This window comes from Geothrix sp. 21YS21S-2 (assembly GCF_030846775.1).
In the GTDB taxonomy this organism is placed as follows: Bacteria; Acidobacteriota; Holophagae; order Holophagales; family Holophagaceae; genus Mesoterricola.
Genome location: NZ_CP132910.1, coordinates 2,260,436 through 2,280,267 on the forward strand (window position 1 = coordinate 2,260,436; position 19,832 = coordinate 2,280,267).

Consider the following 19,832-nt stretch of genomic DNA (forward strand, 5'->3'; position numbering starts at 1 on the left):
GCTACCCCCTCATTCTCGCCGAGACCGCATGCGCCGCCAAGCCTTCCGCCCGGGCCAGGGCCGCGGCCTGGGCGGCCAGGGGGGCCCGGCCTTCCGGGAGCGTCCGCTGCCAGGTGAGGATCTTCAGGAAGGTGGCCACCGAGACCCCGCCCGTGAACCGCGCGGCGCCCGAGGTGGGCAGGATGTGGTTGGTGCCGCTTCCGTAGTCCCCGAAAACCTCCGCGGCGTCCTCGCCCACGAAGAGGCTGCCGTAGCTGCGGAAGCGGCCTTCCAGGGCCTCGGCCCTGGCGCCCTGGAGCTCCAGGTGCTCGGGTGCGAGGGCGTCGGCCAGGGCCACGGCCTCGGCGTCGCCGGCCAGCACCACGGCGAAGCCGTTGCGCAGGCTGTCCCGGGCTGGGGAGTCCGGAGGCAGGGCCGCCAGCTGGGTCTTCAGCTCTCCGTTCACCTGGGGGATCAGGGCGGGGTCGAAGACGGCCAGGAGAGGCCTGGCGTCGGGGTCGTGCTCGGCCTGGGCCAGGAGGTCGGCGGCGATCCAGGCGGGGCGGGCCCCCGGGGAGGCGATGACGAGCAGTTCGCTGGGACCCGCGGGGAAGTCGATGCCCACGTCGCCGTACAGCAGCCGCTTGGCGCCGGTGACAAAGCGGTTGCCGGGGCCCACCACCAGGTCGGCCCGGGGGACCCCCGCCAGGCCCCAGGCCACGGCGGCCATGCCGTGCACGCCGCCCAGGTCGAAGACCCGGTCCGCGCCGGCCAGCGCCGCCGCCGCGAGGGTGACGGGGTGGAGGCGGGGGCTGAGGACGATGACCTCCTCGACGCCCGCCACCCGCGCGGGGACGACGCCCATGAGCACGGAGCTGGGCAGCGGGTAGCGCCCTCCGGGCGCGTAGCACGCGGCGCGGCGCACCGGGAGGACCCGCTGGCCCAGCACCATGCCGTCCACCTCGGTGCTGAAGTCCCGGAAGGTCTCCTTCTGGGCCCTGGCGAACACCTCCACGCGGCGGATGGCCTCCACCAGGTGGCCGCGCAGTTCGGGGTGGAGCTTGTCCGGGGCCTCCCTGACCTTGACGGGGTCCACCTCGAAGGGGCCGCCCTTGAAGCCGTCCAGCTTGCGGGCCCAGCCGAACACGGCCTCGTTGCCGCGCTTGCGGATGTCGTCGAGGATGGTCCCCACCTCGGGGGGGACCGGCGGGAACACGGTCCCCGCCTGGTCCATGGCCTTGGCGAAGGAGAGGGTCTTCAGCATGCGGGAGCTCCTTTGGCGTTGCCGGGCTTGCGGGTGTCGGTGGTGGCGCGGCGCTCCAGTTCGCGGAGCACCTGCTCCATGCGCACCCCTCCCTGGGTGAGGCGGACCATGAGAAAGTAGAGCAGGTCTGCCCCCTCCCACACCAGATCGTCCTGGGTGGCGGCCCCGGCCACTTCGGCGGCCTCCTCCAGGAGCTTGGCGCCCAGGAGGCCCTCCTCCCGGAAGAGGCGCGCCGTGTAGCTGCCCGGCGCCGCGCTCTCCAGGCGGGAGCGCAGGGTGGCTTCGAGATCGTCCAGGGCGAACTCGGACCGGCCGAAGCAGGTGCCGGCCCCGGTGTGGCAGGTGGGCCCGTCCTGGCGCACCACGAAGCGCAGGGTGTCCCGGTCGCAGTCGGCCTCCACGCGCAGGAGCTCCTGGCCGTGGCCGCTCCGCTCCCCTTTCTCCCAGCGTTCCTGGCGGGAGCGGGACCAGTAGACGCCCCTGCCCTTTTCCAGGGCCTCCTTCAGGCACGCCGGGTTCTCGTACGCCACCATGCGCAGCCTCCCGGCCTCGTCCATGACGGCCGCGGGGATCAGGCCGCCCTGCTTGTCCCAGTCCAGGCAGGCCAGGAAGGCCTCGGCGGGGTCCAGGAGGCCCTTGTAGAGGGCCATGCCCACCTGGGCGTCCAGGCCCAGGCGATCGAGGGCGGCCACGTCCTCCACCGTCGTGACGCCGCCGGCGTAGACGATGGGCAGCTTCGTGGCGGCCCGGGCGGCCCGGGCGGCCTCCCAGTCCAGGCCCTCGAGGCGGCCCTCCTTGTCCACCACGGTCATGAGGAAGCCCCCGCAGAAGGGATCCAGGCGCCGCAGGCGGTCCAGGGGCGCCTCGGCCTCGTCCTCCATCCAGCCCCTGGACTGGAGCTTTCCGGCCCGCTGGTCCACGGCCACCAGGGTGCGCTCGCGGGGGAGCCTGCGCAGCAGCTCCTCGGAGGCGGCGGTGCCCAGGATGATGGAGGCCGCGCCCGCACGCAGCAGCTCATGGGCGCGCTCCGCGGTGCGCACGCCGCCGCCCACGCGGCAGCGGGCCACGCCGCAGAGCTCTTTCACCAGGGCCAGGTTGTCGCCCCTGCCCATGGCGGCGTCCAGGTCGATGACGGCCAGGTCGCCGTAGACCCGCCAGCGCCGGGCCAGGCCCAGGACGTCCTCCACCTCCAGGACCTTGGTGCGGCCCCCCACCAGCTGCACGGCCTTGCCGTCCATGAGATCGATGCTGGGGATCAGCATGGGCGCACCTCCACGCCCCGCTGGGCGAGCTGTTCCTTGAGCCGGCGCACCGTGAGGCCGCCGGTGTGGAAGATGCCGGCCGCGAGCACGGCGTCGGCGCCCGCCCCGAAGGCCTCCACGGCGTGGTCCGCCTCCCCGAAGCCGCCGCTGGCGATCAGGGGGATCCTCAGGCCGCGCGAGGCGCGGCGCAGCACGTCCAGGTCGTAGCCCGACCCCGTGCCGTCCCGGTCCATGGAGGTGAGCAGGACTTCGCCCGCGCCCCGGTCCTGGGCCTCGGCCAGCCACGCGCCCATGGTGAGCTGGGTCAGCGTCCGCCCCGCGTCCACGGCCACCAGGATCCCGTAGGCCGGGCGCCGCACGTCCACGGCGAGGACCACGCACTGGCTGCCGAAGCGGGTGGCCAGCTCCGTGATGAGCTCCGGGCGGCGCACGGCGGCGGTGTTGATGGCCACCTTGTCGCAGCCGGCCATGAGCAGGGCCTCGGCGTCGGCCACGGTGCGGATGCCGCCGCCCACGGTGAAGGGGATGAACACTTCGCGGGCGACGGCCGCCACCATCCTCACCGCGGTGTCCCGCTTCTCGATGCCCGCGGTGATGTCCAGGAACACCAGTTCGTCGGCGCCCTCGGCGTCGTAGCGCGCCGCCAGCTCCACGGGGTCGCCGCTGTCCTTCAGGTTCTGGAACTGGACGCCCTTGACGACCCGGCCGTTCTTCACGTCCAGGCAGGGGATGATCCGCTTCATGACCATGCGAGGGCCTCCTTGAGCAGGTTCAGCCCGTAGGTGCCGCTCTTCTCGGGGTGGAACTGGAACCCGGCCAGGCTCCCGCTGCGGAAGCCGGCGAGGAAGGGCCGGCCGTAGCGGGCCGTGGCCACGGCCGCCTCGCGGCCGTCCGGGAAGGCCGGCACGAAGTACGAGTGCACGAAGTAGGCCGCGCCCGAGAGGTCCCCGAAGTCCACCGCGCTCCAGCCCATGTGGGGCACCTTGAGGGACGGGTCCAGGAAGAGCTCGCTGCGGCCCGGCAGGAGCCCCAGGCCGGGCGTGTCCGGAGCCTCCTCCGAGCCCTCGAACAGGAGCTGCATGCCCAGGCAGATGCCCAGCAGGGGCCGGTCCAGGGCCGCCCGCTCCTTCAGGGCGTCCCCCAGGCCCCGCCGGGCCAGTTCGGCGCCGGCGTGGCCGAAGTTCCCCACGCCGGGGAGGATGAGCCGGTCCATGCCCAGGACGTCCTCCCGGGCCGAGACCCGCCGGGATTCCAGGCCCAGGAACTCCAGGGCGTTCTCCAGGCTCCGGAGGTTCCCGCAGCCGTAGTCGACGATGCCGATCAACGGAGCACCCCCTTGGTGGAGCGCAGGCCGTCGGCTTCGGCCATGGCCTCCCGCAGGGCGAACCCCACGCCCTTGAAGGCGGCCTCGGCCATGTGGTGGGCGTTCTCCCCGGTGACCTTCAGGTGGAGGGTGAACCGGCCCTCCAGGGCCAGGGTCCGGAAGAAGTGCACGATGTTCTCGGTGGCGAGGCCCCCCAGCGTCTCCGACGGGAAGGGGATGTCGATCACCGGGTAGGGCCGGCCGCCGATGTCCAGGGCCACCGTGGCCAGGGTCTCGTCCATGGGCAGCAGGCGCTGGCCGTAGCGGGCCCGTCCCTCCCGGCCGCCCAGAGCCTGGTCCAGGGCGCGGCCCAGGGCGATGGCCACGTCCTCGGCCAGGTGGTGGCCGTCGCCCAGGGGCATGAGGTCCACGGCCTCGAGTTCGAGGCCCAGCCCGCCGTAGAGGTTGAGCTGGTCCAGGAAGTGGGTGAGCATGGGCACCGAGGTGGCCACGGCGCCTCCGGCCCCCAGGGTCAGGGCGACCCGGGTCTCCTTGGTGATGCGTTCGAATCTGGTCATGACCTGCCTCCCGGGAAATCGTTCACGACACCACCTTGCTGAAGGAGAACTCCAGGATGTCCGTGGCCCCCGCCGCCTTGAGAAGGGGGATGAGGCGGCGCACCTCCTTGGCGGGCACGGCCGACTTCACGGCGAACCCGCCCTCCCCGGCCAGGGGCATGACGGTGGGCATGCGCATGCAGGGCAGCATCCCCAGGACGGCGTCCAGGTTGGAGGCGGCCACGTTCATCTCCAGCATCACCCGCTTGCGGGCGTCGAGCACGGAGTTGAGGAGGAGGACGAACTCGTCCACCTCGGCGCGCCTGCCCAGGCGGGGGTTGGCGATGAGCCGGGTGGAGGAGGTGAGCAGGGTGTCCACGATCTCCAGGTCGTTCTCCACCAGGGTCCGGCCCGTTGCGGTGTTGTCCACGATCATGTCGGCGTCCTCGGGCGGGAACACCTCGGTGGCGCCGTGGCTGCGCACGAAGAGGTAGTCGTAGCCCTCCTTGTCCAGCCAGGTGCGCGTGATGGTCTCGTACTCGCTGGCCACCACGATGCGCCGGCTCCGGAGGGAGGCCACGCCCGTGCGGGGGGCGGCGGCCACCAGGCGGACCTTGTCCAGCCCCGTGTCCAGGAGGTCGTCCACCTCGGCGCCCAGTTCCACCACCCAGTCGTGGCCCGCAAAGGCCAGGTCGTGCCGGCCCAGCTCCACCATGCGGACGATGTCCTGGGGCTTGAGCAGCTTGAGCTGGAAGCGGGGGTCGGCGCAGGCGGGCCGGTAGTTGCGGCCGTTGGCCAGCACCTTGAACCCGGCGTCCTCCATGAGGCGGAGGACCCCCTCGGCCATGCGCCCCTTGGGAATCGCCAGATTGATCGTGTCCATGGAATCTCCAGAAAGAAAAAAGCCCCGGATGGGTTCCGGGGCGAGGTATCAGGCTTGCAAGGCCCGGCCTAGCCCGGAAGGGGCGGATGGGCGTGATGGTGGAGGTGAAGGTTCATGGTCTTCCTTGAATGCGAGAACCCCCCGGGGGTCGAGGCCGGGGGGGTCGTGCTGGGTTCGTGTCGCCTTGTTCGGTTAAGCGCCCGTCCCGCATGCCCCTGCCCCGCCGGTGAAGGCGTGGAAATGGGGATGATGGATGACGATGAAGGTCACGGATACCTCAGAGGCACCACTCTAGCGTCCCCTGGGGGCTTCCGTCAAGTCAGAAGCGGAACTTGGCGCCCAGGGCGATGATGGTGGCCCCCACCTTGTAGGTGCCGGTCAGGCCGCCCCGGAAGAAGTTCGGATCGGACTGGGAGGTGCCCGACACCTGGCCCAGGGGGACCGTGGAGCCGAAGATCTGGGTGGCGCCGAAGTCCACCGTGGTGGCCTTCGAGACGGTCCAGGACACGCCCGCCGAGATCCACTTGCGGTCGGCGTCGGGAATGCGGGGCGTGCGGTGGGCGTTGTCCACCGGGGACCGGTCGTAGGCCAGGCCGAAGCGGAAGGCCCACTCGGGCGACACCCTGCAGAGGGTGCCCACGGAAAGGAACCAGGAGTCCTTCCAGTTCTCGTCCACCACGGAATCGGGCTGGCTGGAGGCGAACTTCACCCGCAGCTCCTTGAAGTCCGACCACCCGGTCCAGGCCGCCTCGCCCTGGAGGCTGAAGGTGGGGGTGACCTGCCAGGTGAAGCCCGCCGATGCCGTGGCGGGCAGGTTCACGTCCGCGGTCCCGCCGCCGTTGACGAAGGTGGTGTTGAAGGGGGCAGGGACGGGGTCGTAGGCGATCTGGCCCTTCACCTTCAGGGTGGTCTTGCCCTGGTAGCCCACGCCGAACCTCAGGTCCGTGGACGGCTGGAAGGTGAAGCCGGCCTTGTAGCCGTAGGCCCAGCAGTCGCCCTTGAGGGTCGCGGTGCGGTCCGCGCTCCCGGGGGTGAAGCCGGGGACCCCAAGGGCGTTGCCGATGGCGCCGAAATCCACCGAGTTGCTGAGGGTGGCCTCGGCCTTGCGCGCCACGAAGGCCACGCCGAAGGTCCAGGCCTCGCTGGCCCGGAAGGCCACGCTGGGGGCGACGTCGTAGGTCTTCAGGTCGGTGCGCAGGCCGTGGTAGCGTCCGATGAACGAGTCGGGGTAGTTCGTCACCAGCCCGAAGGGCACGTTCACCGACAAACCAAGGTGGACCTTGTCGTTCAGGGCCCAGTGGGCGTAGATGCCCGGGAGGATGGGCTGGCTGGTGGCGTTGGGCAGGTCCGGGGGCCCGGAGATGGTCCGGGACGCGGGCTGGAACACCGGGGCGCGGGAGCCCGCGGCGTTGGAGAGGTCCATGTGGATGCCGATCCAGGAACCGCTCACCGACACCTCCCCGCCCTGGAAGAGCGGCAGGACCGCCGGGTTCCAGAAGAGGGAGGAGATGTCCGGGGCGCCGGCGCTGGCGCCGGCGAAGGCGTTGCCCAGCCCGGAGGCGCTCTGCTCCCGGAGCAGGAAGCCCGAGGCCGAGGCGGTGGAGGCGATGGCGAGGAAGAGGGTGAGGGAGGAAAGTGCGCGCTTGGTCATGGGAAGGGGGCTCCTCGTTCGGATGGGGGGATCGGGTCAGTGGCCGAGGATGGTCCAGATGGCCGGAACCTGGACCTCGGAGGAAACCCCCGTGACCAGCCCGGAGGCCGTCTGGGTGGGATCCAGGGCGATGGACGTCCCGGTCACGCCGAGGAAGTAGAGAAGCTGCTTCTGCATGAGGCCCGCGTTGGCGGGGTGGGTCGGATCCAGCAGGCCGCCGTGGGAGATCCCGGCCTGGTCGAACTGGAAGTACCCCTCCACCGGGGTGGTGGCGGTGGGGAGCAGGGCCGCAGGCTGCGTCTTGGGCGCCGGGGAGGTTCCGTTCAGGGTGTACATGAAGGTCGCGGGGATCCGGTCCGCCGCGCCGTAACCCAGCTGGAAGAAGCCCGGGGCCACGGCGGCCGCGGCCGCGGTGCCCAGCACCGCCCGGCCTCCCAGGGCGTTGCCCAGGTAGCGGGTGTAGGGGTTGGTGATCACAAGGTCGCCGTCGGTGGGATTGCCGTTGGCATCGAAGGTGGAGGAGGTGGCCTCCTGGATGAGGAGGCGCCCCGAGAGCCGGCTGGGCAGGCCCGAGGCCAGCGGCGTGGTCATGCTGGCCGGATCCGCGGTGTCCACCACGGTCTGGGTGGCCTGGAAGAAGGAATTGTAGGTCACGCTGCCCTTGGCGATCCCGGCGGCCGCCAGACCCGCGTCGATCGTGGCCCCGAAGGCCGGGCTGGCCTGGATCAGGTAGGCGGTGCGGGCACCCGGGACGCTGAGCAGGCCCTTCATGTCGTTGGCGAGGGTGGCCTGGGTGTAGGGCGGCGCGGTGGTGGACAGGGTGGTGTTGCCGGCGAGGTAGTAGGCCCCCACGATCGAGCCCAGGCTGATGCCCACGAACCTGGCCTTGGTCGTGGCGGGGGCCTTGGCGGCCAGGACGTCGAAGCCGTGGGTGGCCAGCACCAGCTCGAGCCGGTGGAGGTCGAAGGCGGCCTGCTGGATGTTGGACCGGGTGGCCAGCGGCGCGCCCACGGCCATGAAGGCCTGGCCCCAGCCGGCCTGCTTCTGGGCCTTCACGGCGGCGCTGTCGCCGGCCGCCACCTGCAGGGCGGGCGGGGCCAGGGCGCCGTGGAGGGGAAGATCCACGGCCAGGGCCGCGTAGCCGCCGCCCGTGAGCACCTGGGCGAGGCCGATCACCGTCTCCTTCTGGCTCGTGATGCCGTGCTGGTAGAGGACGACGGGGTAGCCGCCGGCGGGGGCCGCGGCGTCGGGGGCGAAGTAGACGAACGGGATGGGCGAAGGCACGTGGTAGTACCCGGTGAGGACGCCGCCGGCGCCGCGGAAGGGCTGCACCACGCCCGAGGCCGGATTGAAGGCGCCGGTCACGGCGGTGAGGTCCATGGAGGCGGCGTTGGCCCGGGCCAGGACGGGATCGATGTTCAGGAACGCGGTGTTGATGGTGCCCAGGACGACGGTCCCGAGGGTGGCGGGCACGGTGCTGGCCGGAGCGCCCGTGACGCCCTGCCAGAAGGCCCCCACGTCCAGGAGCGGATTGGCGTTGCCCTTGGTGAAGGTGGTGGTGACGGTGACGGCGTTGTCCCAGGTCTTGCCGGACAGGCCGCCCAGGGGCGCGCCGGCGGCGAAGGCCCGCAGGGCCGACTCGACGGGAATCACCGTCGTGGGGCTGGCGGGGTTGGGCGCGACGAACCCCGCGCCGGAGGTGATGAAGCGGCCCATGAGCGCGATGTCGGCGCGGGAGGCGATGGTGGTGGTGGTCCTGGCGGCGATGAGGTCGTCCATGACCTTGGCGTAGCCCGACAGGAGGATGTTGGTCCCCGAGGTGGCGTTGGCCCGGATGGCCTCCAGGGCCGCGGTGGAACCCGTGAGGGGCACCGTGGACTTGAGGTAGTTGAAGTACACCGACGGGATCACCGCCCCGCCCGTGGCGGCGTCCTGCACCCGGCTGGTGACCACGTAGACGTAGCGGGTGGCGGGCGTCAGGGGGAAGGACGGGAAGAGCCACAGGTCCGTGCCGCCGGCGGGGTACTTGAAGGTGAACATGCCCGTGACGTCGGTGAACCCCAGCGGGTTGTTCTCGGTGCCGGCGGTGTCGGGGGTGATCTGGAACACCTTGATGTTGGCCGGCGTGACCGTGGAGGCCAGGAGCGGGTAGGTGAAGTGGAGGTAGATGGGGGCGTTCACCCCGGCCACCGCGTTGGTGCTGCCCACCTCGTACTTGTTGATGTAGGCCATGGCCTTGGCCGGGTCCAGGCTCGTGCCCGCCGCGAGCGTGGCCAGGGGGTCCGCCGCCACCGCCGTGGCCAGGATGTTGGGCAGGGGCACGTCCCCCGTCGTGGGATCGAAGGCTGCTGCGTTGGAACTCATGTCCGGGGCCGGGTTGGGCACCGGTTCCTGGCGGGAGGAGCAGCCCGCCAGGGCCAGGAGGGACACGCAGGTCAGCGACGTTCGAAGGAAGGCATTCATTCTTCACCTCGGGAGGCGGGTTGATGGATTGGGTCCAGAGACTAAACGCCTTCGAAGTTGTCTTCCACAAAAAATTGTCAGAAAAGGCTTATTTTTCGGGGAAATAAGACGATCGGAAGGTCGTTTTAACCTGCGCCCTGGATGGGACCAGGCCGCGTCGGAAATCGGGATAAGATGGACGGTCGACTCGCCCCGTGAACCCAAACCTTGGCCCTTCAAGGATTCCGCGTCTTCTTCCAAGGGAGGATCCCTGTTCCGCGCTGCACTGATCGCCCTCCTCCTGCTCCTGTGCCCCTGGCGCCTGGCGGCAGGGCCTTCCCGCAAGCCGCTGGTGGCGGGCATTTCCAAGGACTTCCCGCCCTTCGAGTTCCTGAACGGCAAGGGCGAGCCGGACGGTTATGACGTGGAAGTCCTGAAGGCCGCCGCGGCCGTCATGGACGTGCCCCTGACCTTCAAGGCCGCGCCCTGGGAGACCATCCTCCAGGACCTCGCCGCGGGCAGGGTCGACGTGGCGCCGGGAGTTCTCTGGTCCCGGGAGCGGGCCGGGTATCTCGCGTTCAGCCAGGCCCATCTGGTGGTCCACTATTCCATTTTCCAGAGGCGCGATTCCCCGCCGGTCCAGGACCTGGCCGGACTGCGGGGGCGGCGCATCCTCGTGGAGAAGGGCGGCGAGATGGCCGAATTCTTGGCCTCCCAGGGGATGGCGGACTGCGTGGAGCCCGTCGCCTCCGAGCCCGAGGCCCTTCGCCTGCTGGCATCCGGCGCCCAGGATGCCGCCATCGTCGCCCGCATCACGGGCCTGTGCCTGATCGAGGAGTTCCGCCTGACCAACCTGAAGGCCTCCGGTGGCTCCGTCCATGCCCGTGACCTCTGCTTCGCCGTTCCCCGGGGAAGGGAGGACCTGAAGGCGACCCTCGAGACGGGTCTCGCCATCGTCAACCGGACCAAGGGCTACGACGCCATCTACGGCAGGTGGTTCGGGCACCTGGATCCGGCGCCCCGGACGCGGCTGCTCCGGCTGGCGGGATGGGTCGGGCTGGGCGGGCTCGTCCTTCTCCTGGGGGCGCTGGCATGGACCGCCGCCCTGCGGCGCCAGGTGAAGGACCGCACCCGGGATCTGGCCCAGGCCAACGAGGCCATCCGGGAGAACGAGAGGCTCCTGGCCGCCATCGTGGACACCCTGCCCCTGGGTCTGTTCGCCAAGGACCCCAGGAACGGCTTTCGCTACGTGCTCTGGAACACCGAGGCCGAGGAGATCTTCGGTCTTCGGCGGGAAGAGGTCGTGGGGAGGCGGGACGAGGACCTCTGGCCGGCGGACCAGGCCGCCTTCTTCCGCGGGGTGGACCTCGATGTCCTCAGCCGGGGCGAGGTGGTGGACGTCCCCCGGGAGCCGGTGGACTCGCGCTCCCGGGGACCCATCCAGCTGCACACCGTCAAGGTGGCGGTGCCGGATTCCGCCGGGCGCCCCAGCCTGCTCCTGGGCCTTTCCGAGGACATCACCGAGCGCCTGCGCCTTGCGGAGGAGCACCGCGTCCTGGAAGCCCGCCTCCAGGAAACCCAGAAGCTGGAGAGCCTCGGCAGCCTTGCAGGGGGCGTCGCCCACGACATGAACAACGTCCTGGGCTCCATCCTCGGCCTGGCCTCCGCGTTCCAGGACCAGGCAGAGCCGGGCTCGGGCCTTGCCCGGGCCCTGGAGACCATCACCAAGGCCTGCACGCGGGGCGGGACCATGGTGCGCGGCCTGCTTGCCTTCGCCCGCAAAGGGCTCACGGAGATGAAGGACCTGGACCTCAACGGCCTCGTGCGGGACGAGGTGCAGCTCCTGGAGCGCACGACGCTGGCCCGGGTCCGGTTGTCGATGGACCTGGCCGAAGGCCTGGAGCCCATCCGCGGCGACGCGAGCGCCCTCACCCACGCCCTCATGAATCTCTGCGTGAATGCCGTGGACGCCATGGACGACGACGGCATCCTCACCCTGCGCACCCGGAACGCGGAGTCCGGGTGGGTGGAGGTCCAGGTCCGGGACACCGGCCGGGGCATGCCCCCCGAGGTCCTCGCCAGGGCCCTGGATCCCTTCTTCACTACCAAGGCCCACGGCACCGGCCTGGGGCTCTCCATCGTCCATGGCACCGTCAAGGCCCACCAGGGGCGGATGACCGTGGACAGCGATCCGGGAAGGGGCACGGTCGTGACCTTGCGGTTCCCGGCCTCGCGTCCCGCTCCGTCGCCTTCCGGAGGCGGCACCGCCGGCGGGCCGAAGGCCCGGACCCTGGCCCTCCGGGTGCTCCTGGTGGACGACGACGAGCTGATCCGGACGTCCATCGGACCCGTGCTGGAAGCCCTGGGCCACACGGTGGCGCTTGCCTCCAGCGGCAGGGAGGCGCTGGACCGGGTCGGGAGCGGGCTCATCCCCGATGTGGTCATCCTCGACATGAACATGCCGGGCCTCGGCGGGGCGGAAACCCTCCCGCACCTTCGCGCGCAGTGTCCGGCCCTGCCCGTCCTCCTCTCCACGGGAAGGGCGGACCAGGGCGCCCTGGACCTGACCCTGGCCCATCCCAGGGTCGCCCTCCTGGCCAAGCCCTTCACGATGGCCGACCTGCGAAGGGCGCTGGAGGACATCGCAGCCAGGGGTTGGCTAGTTGGCTAGGGGCAGCAGCACCCTCACCACCGTGCCCCGCCCCGGATCGCTCTGGATCTGCACCGTGCCCTTGTGGTTGCGGATGATCCCCGCCACGGCGGGCAGCCCCAGGCCCCGCCCGATGAATTTCGTCGTGAAGAAGGGATCGAAGATCTTCCGCAGGACCTCCTGGGTCATGCCCATGCCGGTGTCCCTCACTTCCAGGAAGGCGTAGGCGCCCGCGCCGACGCCGAGGTTCGGCGCCAGGGAGGATTCCCAGCGGCGGTCCAGGATCTCGCCGCCGGTGCGGATGGCCACCTCCCGCGAGGAGGCCGGGTCCAGGGACTCGAAGGCGTTGACGGCCAGGGTTCGCACGACCTGGAGGAGCTGGTTGGGATCCGCCAGCACCTGGGGGGCCGCGGGGTCCAGGAGGAACTCCAGCCGGGTGCTCCTGGGCACCATGGCCATGAGGAATTCGCGGGAGCCCTCCACCAGCGCGTTGAGGTCCACCCTCCTCATGGCGGAGACCGTCTGGCCCAGGTAGGCCATGAGCTGGTTGGTGAGATCCGACCCCCTCATCGCGGCCTGCTCGATGCGGTCGAAGCTGGCCCGGGCGCGGCTTTCGGGGTGCACGTCCCGCACGCCCAGGTTGCAGTTGCCCAGGATCGCGGTGAGGAGGTTGCTGAAGTCGTGGGCCACGCCGCCCGCGAAGGCCTTGAGGCCCTCCATCTTGTGGGTCTCGCGCAGGGACTCCTCGGCGGCCTTGAGGGCCGTGATGTCGGCCTGGATCGCGATGAAGTGGCCCGGGGCGCCGCCCTGGCCCGGCACGGGCACGATGGTGGTGGCCACCCAGTAGGGCTCGCCGTCCTTGGCCCGGTTGCGGATCTCGCCCTTCCAGACCTGGCCGGCCAGGATGGTGCGCCAGAGCTCCTGGAAGAAGACCGCGCCGTGGAAGCGGCTGTTGACCAGCTGGTAGGTCCTGCCGAGCAGCTCGGGCCGGGCGTAGCCGGACAGGTCGCAGAACTTGTCGTTCACGGCCAGGATCCGGCCCTTGGCGTCCGACAGCGACACGATGGCGTGCTCGTCCAGGGCCCGCTGGTAGCTCTCCATCCCGACCGCCCCCCAGGACTGGGCGTCCATCCTGGGCTTGCGCACCGCGTACTCCCGGGCCTCCCCCAGGATCGCGTCCCCGGTGGGGCCGTCGGCCAGCTTCCAGACCATGCGGATGGGGGTGCCGTCCCGCTTCTGGAAATGGCTTTCATGAATCCCAGATACCTTTCCCCGCATGTGCCCATCGAACATGGACAGGACGGTGCGCCGCTCCCTGGGCACCACCATGTCGGCGAAGTCCTTTCCCAGCAGTTCCTCGTTGCCGTAGCCCCACAGGCGGGAGGAGGCCCCCTTGACCATGCGGAACCGCCGGTCGGCGCCAAGGCTGTACACCACCTCCCGATCCTTATCCAGGATCCAGTCCAGAAGGGCGCCCGGGTCAGCGGGCGACTTGGCTCTGCGGCCCAGGAAGAACATGTTCAAGTATACAATTCGGGGCCGGGCCATGCGGGTATATTCCAATTCTTTTTCTTATCGCAAACGGGGAAAACGCGCTAAAATGCTGGAATTCCATCTCCAGGAGCTTCCGTGAAGACGTTCATCGCCGCCCTCGCCATCCTCTCCTTCGCCGCCGCCCGCGCCGAAGAGCCCAAGAAGCCGGCCAAGGCTGCCGCCTGTGCGAAAGAAGGCTGCAAGGACTCGAAAGCCTGTGAAAAGAAGGTTTCCGAGAAGAAGAAGGACTGCTGCAAGCAGGAATGCCCCAAGGACGCCAAGAAGGGCTGAACGGACCGGAGGATCTCCGACGGTTTTGATCGACTTTCCCTTGGCTTGGCTGCCGGGTCTGGTACCATTCCAGGCCGATGAACCAGAAGTTTTCTCCATTGGCCCATGACGAATTTGTCGCCCTCCTGGAGGGCGGGATGTCGGTGTGCGTGGCCTCCCGGGGAAGGGGGGGGATCCCGGCGGTGAGCCGGGCCCTGGGCTGCCGGGTCTCCCGGGACCGCCGCCGCCTGTCGGTGTTCCTCTCCCGGTCCCAGGCCGCGGACATCCTGGAGGACGTGCGCGCCAACGGCACCATCGCCGTGGTGGCCTCCCATCCCGTCACCCACCGCTCCTACCAGTTCAAGGGCACGGACGCCGCCGTGGCGCCCCTGGGCAGGGGTGAACCGGCCCGCATCCGTGCCTACGTGGAGACCTTCCTCCGGGTTGTGGAACCCGAAGGCTACCCGCCCCACCTCATCCGCGCCCTCTTCGCCAGCCCCCGGGAGACCCCCGAGGACTGGGTGGCGGTGACCTTCACGCCCACCTCCGCCTTCAGCCAGACACCGGGCCCGTCCGCGGGCGATCCCCTGGGGGACGCCCCATGACCATCCGGCTCGAGACCATCCGCGACTGCCTGGAGGGCGCCGTGCCGGGCTACGTCGCGACCTGCGATCCCGACGGGACCCCCAACATCACGGCCCTTTCCCAGGTGCAGTACGTGGACGAGCGCCACCTGGCGCTCTCCTACCAGTTCTTCAACAAGACCCGCCGGAACATCCTGGCCAACCCCACGGCCCGGCTCCAGGTGACCAGCCCCCTCACCGCGGCCCAGTACCGCATGACGCTGCGCTACCTGCGCACCGAGACCCAGGGACCGCTGTTCGAGACCATGAAGGCCAAGCTCGCGGGCATCGCCTCCCACGAAGGCATGACCGGGGTGTTCCGCCTCCTGGGCTCGGACGTCTTCGAGGTCCTGGAGATCGAGCTCGTGCCCGGGCAGCCCCTGCCGCCGCCGGCGCAGCCCAGCCGCATGACGGCCCTGCGCTCCTCCGCGGCCCGCCTCGCCGCGGCCCAGGACCTGGAGAGCCTCCTGGGCGGCATCCTGGACTGCATGGAGAAGGATTTCGACATCGGCCACACCATGGTGCTGATGGCCGACACCGCGGGCCGCAAGCTGTACACGCTGGCGACCCGCGGCTACGACCGCTCCGGGATCGGCTCGGAGATCCCCATGGGCGAGGGGGTCATCGGCGTCTGCGCCCGCATGGCCACTCCCATCCGCATCGGACACGCCACCTCCGAGTACGGCTACGGCCGCGCCCTGCGCCGGAGCGCGGAGGAGGAGGGCATGGGGGACCGCCTGGACACCCGGATCCCCCTGCCCGGCCTGGCGGAACCCGCGAGCCAGCTTGCCATACCCATCCAGGCCCGGGGCCGGCTCCTGGGGGTCCTGTACGTGGAGAGCCCGCAGGATTCGCGGTTCACCTACGACGACGAGGACGCCCTCATGGTCGTGGCCGCCCAGTTCGGCATGGTCGTCCAGGACCTGGAGACGGGCCAGGAGCCCCCGGAGGACCCCGCCTCCGAGCCTCCGGAGCCCCCGCCCGGGTGCGTGGGGGGAGGCCCCCTGGTGGTGCGGCACTACGCCGAGGACGACAGCATCTTCCTGGACGGCGACTACCTCATCAAGGGCGTGGCCGGCAGCATCTTCTGGACGCTGGTCAGGGACCACGTCACGCTCCAGCGCACCACCTTCAACAACCGGGAGCTGCGCCTGGACCCCAGGATCAAGCTGCCCGGCCTCAGCGACAACCTGGAGGCGCGGCTGGTGCTGCTGGGGCGGCGCCTGGTGGAGCGGGAGGCCTGCGTCCGCATGGAGAAGACGGGCCGGGGCCGGTTCCGCCTCTGCGTCGAGCGGGCCCTGCACCTCGAGGACGTCCCGCAATCCTAAGGGAACCTTAAAGGGATCTTAAAAAAATCTTATTAAGGAACTTGGAATAACCCGCCCCCGTCCGGGGGCGTAATTTTGCAATGTCGCCCAAGGCAGCGTTCCCCCCCGGAGCCGCACGCCACTCCTGGCAGACCTTTGGAAATTGACGAGGAGAACATGAACCGATACCCCTTTGAACCCACCCCGCGCGCCCTCCTGGAACGGATGCTCTTCATCCGCGCCTACGAAGAGCAGATCGCCGACTTCCACACCAAGGGCCCCTTCCCCCACGTGTGCACCTCCGTGGGCCAGGAGGCCTCCGCGGTGGGCGTCGTGGCCGCCCTGGAGCCCGCCGACCTCATCCTCACCAACCACCGCAGCGCCGGCCACCTCCTGGCGCGGGGCGCGGACCCCGGCAGGGTGCTGGCCGAAGTGATGGGCCGGTCCGGCGGCTACTGCAAGGGCAAGAGCGGCACCCTGCACGTCTCCGCCAAGGAGCTGGGCGTCATCCTCACGTCGACCATCGTGGGGGGCGAGCTCTCCCTGGCCACGGGCGTTGGCCTCTCCCTGTCCATGCAGGGCAGCGACGCGATCGCCGTGTGCTTTTTCGGCGACGGAGCCGCGGCGGAGGGCATCTTCCACGAGTCCCTGAACCTGGCGGCGGTGTGGCAGCTCCCGATCCTCTACGTGTGCGAGAACAACCACTGGCAGGCCTTCGTGCACCGGAACGAGACCATGCTCGGGGACCGGATCTCGCCCCGGGCCGCGGGCTACGGCGTGGAGGGCCTCACGGTGGACGGCAACGACGTGGAGGCCGTACTGGCCGCCGCGAAGGACGCCGCCGCCAAGGTGCGGGCGACGCGCAGGCCCTTCCTGCTGGAGACCTACACCTACCGCCTGCGCGGCCACATGGAGCCCAACGACCAGTCCTACGTTGACCCGTCGGAGCTGGACCTCTGGCGCGCGCAGGACCCCATCCTCCGCATGAAGCGCAGCCTCCTGGACCGGGGCCTGGCCACCGAGGCCGGCCTCGCGGACATGGCCGCGCGGGCCCGGGAGGCCATGGAGGCCGCCGCGGCCTTCGCCTCCGCCTCGCCCTTCCCCGACCCCGCCGAACTCCTCACCGACGTCTACGCCTGAAAGGAATCCCCAATGCAGAACATCACCGTTGAAGCCGCCGTGGGCCAGGCCCTTGCCGAGGAGATGCGCCGCGACCCCACCGTCCTCATCTTCGGGGAGGGCGTCGCCACCAAGCGGAAGGACCTCCTGGAGGCCTTCGGGTCCGCCCGGGTGCGCAACACCCCCCTGGCCGAGGGGATCATCGCCGGCACCGCCGCCGGCGCCGCGGCCACGGGCCTGCGGCCCGTGGTGGACCTGCTCTTCGCGCCCTTCCTCTGCTTCGCCATGGACGAGATCGTCAACAGCGCGGGCAAGCTGCGCTACATGTCCGGCGGCCAGTTCAAGTTCCCCATGGTCGTCATGGCGATGACCGGCGGCGGCTGGACCGTGGGCGCCCACCACAACCACAACCTGGAGTCCTGGTTCGTGCACGCCCCCGGACTGAAGGTGGTGATGCCCTCCAACCCCGCCGACTTCAAGGGCCTGCTCAAGTCCGCCATCCGCGACGAGAACCCGGTGCTCTTCTTCACCGACATGGCCCTCTCGTTCAAGCCCGGCGAGGTCCCCGAAGGCGACCACCTGGTGCCCCTGGGCAAGGCCTCGGTGGTGCGCGAGGGGTCCGACGTGACCCTCATCTCCTACGCCAAGACCGTCGACGCCTGCCTGGAGGCCGCCCAGACCCTGGCGGCCCAGGGCGTGGAGGCCGAGGTGATCGACCTGCGCACCCTCAAGCCCCTGGACGAGGCCACGATCCTGGCGTCAGTGGCCCGGACGGGCCGGGCCGTGATCGTGCACGAGGCCGGACGCCTCTGCGGGGTCGGCGCCGAAGTGGCCGCCCTGCTCTCCGAGAAGGCCTTCGCCGACCTCAAGGCCCCCATCGTGCGCCTCACCGGCCCCGACGTGCCGCCGCCCTCCAGCTACGTCCTCGAGCAGGCCTACATCCCCCAGGCCGGCGCCGTGGCCGAGGCCGCCCTCCGCCTGGCCTCGCACTCCGCCGCCCTCAAGCTCGCCCCCAGCCCCGCGGGAGCCTGATTCCCGCCCCACCCAAGGAGATTCCGTGAACCTGCTTCCGACTTTCGCCGTCCTCGCCGTGGCCGCCTCCCTCCAGGCCCAGACCCCCGCCGCCCGCGGCGCCTACCTGGTGAAGACCATGGGCTGCAACGACTGCCACACCCCCCTGAAGATGGGGCCCAAGGGCCCCGAACCCGACATGGACCGCTTCCTCTCCGGCCACCCCGCGGGCCTGAAGATGCCCCCCGCCCCCGACCTGGGACAGGGCCCCTGGGCCTGGGTGGGCAGCGGCACCATGACCGCCTTCTCCGGCCCCTGGGGCACGACCTTCTCGGCCAACCTCACCTCGGACAAGGAGACCGGCATGGGCGCCGTCTCCGAAAAGGACTTCATCCAGATATTCCGCACCGGGCGCCACCTGGGCAAGGGCCGCCCCGTGCTGCCCCCCATGCCCATCCCCGCCGTGAACGAGGCCACCGACGAGGACATCAAGGCCATCTATGCCTTCCTCCAGACCACCAGGCCCATCCGCAACGCGGTGCCGGACATCCTCCCGCCCCGCTCCTGAGGTCCCGTGCTCCCCCGGTTCCTTCTCGCCCTGACCCTGGCCGCCGCCCCCCCCGCGCAGCTCTCCCTCACCGGACTCTACGAGGAGGGCCGGGTGGCCGCGGGCAACCTGCGCTACTCCCCCCAGTACCCGCTCTGGTCCGACGGGGCCGGCAAGTCGCGGTGGATCGCCCTGCCCCCGGGCACCGCCATCGGCACCCAGAACCCCGGCGCCTGGGACTTCCCGGTGGGCACGAAGTTCTGGAAGGAGTTCGCCTTCGGTGGCCGGAAGGTGGAGACCCGCATGCTGTGGAAGGCGGCGGAGACCGAGTGGGTCTACGCCGCCTACCGCTGGCGGGAGGACCAGCGCGATGCCGACCTGGCGCCGGCCGCGGGCGTGGGGGACACCGCCGACCTGGGCGGCGGGTTGAGCCACGCCATCCCCTCCACCGCCGACTGCAGGGCCTGCCACGAGAACGGCCCCACTCCGGTGCTGGGCTTCACCGCCCTGCAGCTCTCCCCCGACCGGGATCCCCTGGCCCCCCACGCCGAGCCCCTCGAACCGGACATGGCCACCCTCCGGACCCTGGCCGAGCGCCGCCTCCTGGACCCGCCCCTGCCGCCGGGCCCCGCCCCGCGCATCCAGGCCGACAGTCCCCGGGCCCGCGCCGTGCTGGGCTACCTCGCGACCAACTGCGGCACCTGCCATACCCCTGCGAGCCCCATCCGGGGCGTCAGCCTCGACCTGACCCCCGGCTCGGGCACCGCCACCACCGTGGGCCGCCTCGGCCACTACCGCATCCCCGGCGACGAGGCCCCGAGCTCCATCGTCCGCCCCGGAGACCCCGGGCACAGCTCCCTGCTCTACCGCATGGCCTCCGGCCACGCCGAGGCCCGCATGCCCCCCATGGGAAACGCCCTGCCGGACCGGGAAGCGGCTGAACTCGTACGGGCCTGGATCGCGTCCTTGCGCGACCCCGGCGACGGCCGTACGCTTCCCCCCGGACCCGCAGGAAACGGCCCATCCGACCCGAGGAGGGCGCCATGATCATGGAACTTGCCGAGCAGGAGGCGGATCTCCTGAAACTCCTTCTGGTGAAGGAGCTGGAAGAGACCCGGGTGGAAGTGCATCACGCCAGGAACATGGATTTCAAGCTTGGCCTGGAGGCCCGGGAGGCCAACCTGAAGAGCCTGCTCAACCGGTTCCAGCGCCCTAACCTCTGATATGTATTGGCCTGTCAAGGCTGGCAGCCAACTATTTCTCTTTTCCGGCAGTGTGTAGGGAGCAGAACGGACGGCATGCCGACGGTTGATCAGTCTGATATGCGCGGGTTGGGTACCGCATGACAACGGGTTCGTCGAGGAGCTGCCTCGATCTAGTGGCGAGGGTCATTCCAGAAGCGAATGCCTCTTAGAGGGTTCGAGGATTCTC

The 19,832-nt window shown here is 70.4% G+C and carries 18 protein-coding genes; 9 read left to right on the forward strand and 9 right to left on the reverse strand.

Going from position 1 to position 19,832, the window contains the following annotated elements:
- Window position 1 precedes the first annotated feature (1 nt).
- The 8 genes from hisD to RAH40_RS10060 all read right to left on the reverse strand — a co-directional run bounded on the left by hisD (window position 2) and on the right by RAH40_RS10060 (window position 9,362).
- Window positions 2-1,243 carry a histidinol dehydrogenase gene (gene hisD, locus RAH40_RS10025; protein WP_306601969.1) on the reverse strand — a complete coding sequence of 414 codons (1,242 nt, stop codon included), beginning with the start codon at window positions 1,241-1,243 and terminating at the stop codon, window positions 2-4.
- On the reverse strand, window positions 1,237-2,505 hold the full coding sequence (hisE, locus tag RAH40_RS10030) for a phosphoribosyl-ATP diphosphatase (RefSeq protein WP_306601970.1): 1,269 nt from the start codon (window positions 2,503-2,505) through the stop codon (window positions 1,237-1,239). Before hisE ends, hisD begins: the two co-directional genes overlap by 7 nt.
- On the reverse strand, window positions 2,499-3,254 hold the full coding sequence (gene hisF / locus RAH40_RS10035) for an imidazole glycerol phosphate synthase subunit HisF (RefSeq protein ID WP_306601971.1): 756 nt from the start codon (window positions 3,252-3,254) through the stop codon (window positions 2,499-2,501). The genes hisE and hisF overlap by 7 nt, the downstream gene beginning before the upstream one ends.
- Window positions 3,245-3,829, reverse strand: a complete 585-nt coding sequence (gene hisH / locus RAH40_RS10040; protein ID WP_306601972.1) for an imidazole glycerol phosphate synthase subunit HisH — start codon at window positions 3,827-3,829, stop codon at window positions 3,245-3,247. The genes hisF and hisH overlap by 10 nt, the downstream gene beginning before the upstream one ends.
- Window positions 3,826-4,386 carry an imidazoleglycerol-phosphate dehydratase gene (gene hisB / locus RAH40_RS10045; RefSeq protein WP_306601973.1) on the reverse strand — a complete coding sequence of 187 codons (561 nt, stop codon included), beginning with the start codon at window positions 4,384-4,386 and terminating at the stop codon, window positions 3,826-3,828. Before hisB ends, hisH begins: the two co-directional genes overlap by 4 nt.
- A 22-nt stretch (window positions 4,387-4,408) precedes the next feature.
- Complete coding sequence (hisG, locus tag RAH40_RS10050) at window positions 4,409-5,248, reverse strand: ATP phosphoribosyltransferase (RefSeq protein WP_306601974.1); 840 nt, start codon at window positions 5,246-5,248, stop codon at window positions 4,409-4,411.
- 319 nt (window positions 5,249-5,567) lie between these two features.
- Entirely contained in the window at window positions 5,568-6,899 is a 1,332-nt protein-coding gene (locus RAH40_RS10055; protein WP_306601975.1) for an OmpP1/FadL family transporter, read from the reverse strand.
- A 36-nt stretch (window positions 6,900-6,935) separates the two neighbouring features.
- The gene (locus RAH40_RS10060; RefSeq protein WP_306601976.1) at window positions 6,936-9,362 is read right to left on the reverse strand and encodes a hypothetical protein; all 2,427 of its coding nucleotides are present in this window, start codon (window positions 9,360-9,362) and stop codon (window positions 6,936-6,938) included.
- A 331-nt stretch (window positions 9,363-9,693) separates the two neighbouring features.
- Here RAH40_RS10060 and RAH40_RS10065 point away from each other — a divergent pair, with 331 nt between their 5' ends.
- Window positions 9,694-12,012 carry an ATP-binding protein gene (locus RAH40_RS10065; protein WP_306601977.1) on the forward strand — a complete coding sequence of 773 codons (2,319 nt, stop codon included), beginning with the start codon at window positions 9,694-9,696 and terminating at the stop codon, window positions 12,010-12,012.
- Here the strand turns inward: RAH40_RS10065 and RAH40_RS10070 are convergent.
- Window positions 12,001-13,509, reverse strand: a complete 1,509-nt coding sequence (locus RAH40_RS10070) for a PAS domain-containing sensor histidine kinase (protein ID WP_306602294.1) — start codon at window positions 13,507-13,509, stop codon at window positions 12,001-12,003. The genes RAH40_RS10065 and RAH40_RS10070 overlap by 12 nt on opposite strands.
- Window positions 13,510-13,620: 111 nt before the next feature.
- On the opposite strand from RAH40_RS10070, the gene RAH40_RS10075 reads away from it, so the two are divergent.
- The 8 genes from RAH40_RS10075 to RAH40_RS10110 all read left to right on the forward strand — a co-directional run bounded on the left by RAH40_RS10075 (window position 13,621) and on the right by RAH40_RS10110 (window position 19,624).
- Entirely contained in the window at window positions 13,621-13,815 is a 195-nt protein-coding gene (locus tag RAH40_RS10075) for a hypothetical protein (protein WP_306601978.1), read from the forward strand.
- Between the two features lie 98 nt (window positions 13,816-13,913).
- Window positions 13,914-14,399: a hypothetical protein gene (locus tag RAH40_RS10080; protein WP_306601979.1), complete on the forward strand. Its 486-nt coding sequence runs from the start codon at window positions 13,914-13,916 to the stop codon at window positions 14,397-14,399.
- Window positions 14,396-15,745, forward strand: a complete 1,350-nt coding sequence (locus RAH40_RS10085) for a pyridoxamine 5'-phosphate oxidase family protein (protein ID WP_306601980.1) — start codon at window positions 14,396-14,398, stop codon at window positions 15,743-15,745. Before RAH40_RS10080 ends, RAH40_RS10085 begins: the two co-directional genes overlap by 4 nt.
- A 156-nt stretch (window positions 15,746-15,901) precedes the next feature.
- Window positions 15,902-16,864, forward strand: coding sequence for a thiamine pyrophosphate-dependent dehydrogenase E1 component subunit alpha (locus RAH40_RS10090; protein WP_306601981.1), 963 nt, complete (start codon window positions 15,902-15,904; stop codon window positions 16,862-16,864).
- Between the two features lie 12 nt (window positions 16,865-16,876).
- Complete coding sequence (locus RAH40_RS10095) at window positions 16,877-17,875, forward strand: alpha-ketoacid dehydrogenase subunit beta (protein WP_306601982.1); 999 nt, start codon at window positions 16,877-16,879, stop codon at window positions 17,873-17,875.
- Between the two features lie 25 nt (window positions 17,876-17,900).
- The gene (locus RAH40_RS10100; RefSeq protein WP_306601983.1) at window positions 17,901-18,422 is read left to right on the forward strand and encodes a c-type cytochrome; all 522 of its coding nucleotides are present in this window, start codon (window positions 17,901-17,903) and stop codon (window positions 18,420-18,422) included.
- A gap of 6 nt (window positions 18,423-18,428) precedes the next feature.
- Complete coding sequence (locus RAH40_RS10105; protein WP_306601984.1) at window positions 18,429-19,448, forward strand: hypothetical protein; 1,020 nt, start codon at window positions 18,429-18,431, stop codon at window positions 19,446-19,448.
- Window positions 19,445-19,624 (forward strand): hypothetical protein, encoded by a 180-nt coding sequence (locus RAH40_RS10110; RefSeq protein WP_306601985.1) that lies wholly within the window; start codon window positions 19,445-19,447, stop codon window positions 19,622-19,624. The genes RAH40_RS10105 and RAH40_RS10110 overlap by 4 nt, the downstream gene beginning before the upstream one ends.
- The last annotated feature ends 208 nt before the right edge of the window (window positions 19,625-19,832 follow it).